Origin of the sequence: Bradyrhizobium sp. (assembly GCF_030697065.1) — a bacterium.
GTDB lineage: Bacteria > Pseudomonadota > Alphaproteobacteria > Rhizobiales > Xanthobacteraceae > Bradyrhizobium.
This window is the reverse complement of record NZ_JAUYQU010000133.1, coordinates 1-1,729: the sequence shown is the minus strand read 5'-3', so window position 1 is coordinate 1,729 and position 1,729 is coordinate 1. Positions and strand designations below refer to the sequence as shown.

Below are 1,729 nucleotides of genomic sequence, written 5' to 3'. Positions count from 1 at the left end.
GGCGCCTTCGGCCAGGTCGATATCGATCCGCCGCAAAACCCGCGCGCGGTCGAACAGGATGGTTTCCTGCGGCATCCAGCTCAGATGCGCGCCGGCGGCGGCCTTCAGGGCAATATTGACTTCGGCGGCCGGCCCGTGCGCCCGGTAGACCTTTTCCGCTGCCGCCGTGGTCACCGCAAGGCGGGAGCCTTCGCCGACCGCGATGTCGATATCGAAGCGATCGCCGCCGGCAATGCCGCCGGCGGTATTGACGAACATGGCCGAGAGACCCTCCGCCTCGGGGGAAGGAAAGCGGACGCGCAAGGAGCCTGATTCATGCAACTGGCGGCGGCGGGTGGCACCCTCGACCTGGTGCACGTCGAACCTCACCGCGCCCTGCGCCCGGTTGGCCGCGAAGATCGCCGAGACAGCATCCGTGGGTTCGGTCCGCATCCGCCCTCAAAGCCCCCGCACGGCCGTCTTACAGCGCCATCTGGCGGCTGATTTCGGCGGGATCCATCGCGTTGCGGTCGCAGGCATATTTCACCGCACCCCGGTCCATCACCGCGAAGTTGTCGCCGAGCTCGCAGGCAAAGTCGAGATATTGTTCGACCAGCACGATCGCCATGGTGCCGAGACTGCGCAGATAGGAGATGGCGCGGCCGATGTCCTTGATGATCGACGGCTGGATGCCTTCGGTCGGCTCGTCGAGCAGCAGCAGCTTCGGCCGCATCACCAGCGCCCGGCCGATCGCCAGTTGCTGCTGCTGGCCACCGGACAGATCGCCGCCGCGGCGGCCGAGCATCGAATTCAGCACCGGAAACAGCGAGAACACGTCGTCGGGAATGGTGCGGTCGTCTCGCTTCAGCGGCCCGAATCCGGTCTTGAGGTTTTCCTCCACGGTCAGCAGCGGAAAGATCTCGCGGCCCTGCGGCACGAAGCCGATGCCCTTGCGCGCCCGCTCATAGGGCTTGAGGCCGGTAATGTCGGCGCCGTCGAAGATGATGGAGCCCGAGGCGATCGGATACTGGCCGACCATGGCGCGCAGCAGCGAGGTCTTGCCGACTCCGTTGCGGCCCAGCACGCAGGTCACCTTGCCGGGCTCGGCCGTGATCGAGACGCCGCGCAGCGCCTGGGCCGCGCCATAATAGAGGCTGATGTTGTCGACGTTCAGCATGGGGCTTCGCTCCCTCCAATGGAGCTCGTCATACCCCGCGAAGGCGGGGTATCCAGTACACCAGGCGCCCTCGGCAAGTGCTCACCGTCTCGGATTACCGGATCGTCCGACCGGAGCCTGTCATCGGGCGGCCATCCGGCCGACCCGGTGGCGGACGATGACAGCTGTGCTTGTGGGACCGCCGTCATGCTCGTTACCTTCCAAGATACACTTCGATCACGCGCTCGTTCGACGAAACCTGATCGATGCTCCCTTCGGCCAGCACGCTACCCTCGTGCAGGCAGGTCACCTTGACGCCGAGTTCGCGCACGAAGGTCATGTCGTGCTCGACTACCATGATGGTCTTGTCCTTGTTGATTTCCTTCAGCAACTCGGCGGTCTGGTGGGTTTCGACGTCGGTCATGCCGGCGACAGGCTCGTCGACCAGCAGCAGTTTCGGGTCCTGCGCCAGCAGCATGCCGATCTCCAGCCACTGCTTCTGGCCGTGCGAAAGACTGCCGGCCAGCTTGTGGCGCGCATCCTTGAGGCGGATGGTTTCCAGCACGCGCTCGATGCGCTCGGACTCGTCCCTGG

The 1,729-nt window shown here is 65.4% G+C and carries 3 protein-coding genes; all 3 read right to left on the bottom strand.

Features of this window, described 5'->3' with window-relative positions:
- Positions 1–432 (bottom strand): urease accessory protein UreD (locus Q8R73_RS10965; RefSeq protein ID WP_305719565.1); only part of this gene is annotated, 432 nt, incomplete at its 3' end.
- Between the two features lie 28 nt (positions 433–460).
- Positions 461–1,156, bottom strand: coding sequence for an urea ABC transporter ATP-binding subunit UrtE (urtE, locus tag Q8R73_RS10960; RefSeq protein ID WP_305719564.1), 696 nt, complete (start codon positions 1,154–1,156; stop codon positions 461–463).
- 193 nt (positions 1,157–1,349) lie between these two features.
- Positions 1,350–1,729 (bottom strand): ATP-binding cassette domain-containing protein (locus Q8R73_RS10955; RefSeq protein ID WP_305719563.1); only part of this gene is annotated, 380 nt, incomplete at its 5' end.

Bases quoted from the DNA above. Each gene is read 5' to 3' on its own strand.
- urtE (WP_305719564.1), bottom strand. From the start codon at position 1,156: ATGCTGAACGTCGACAACATCAGCCTCTATTATGGCGCGGCCCAGGCG.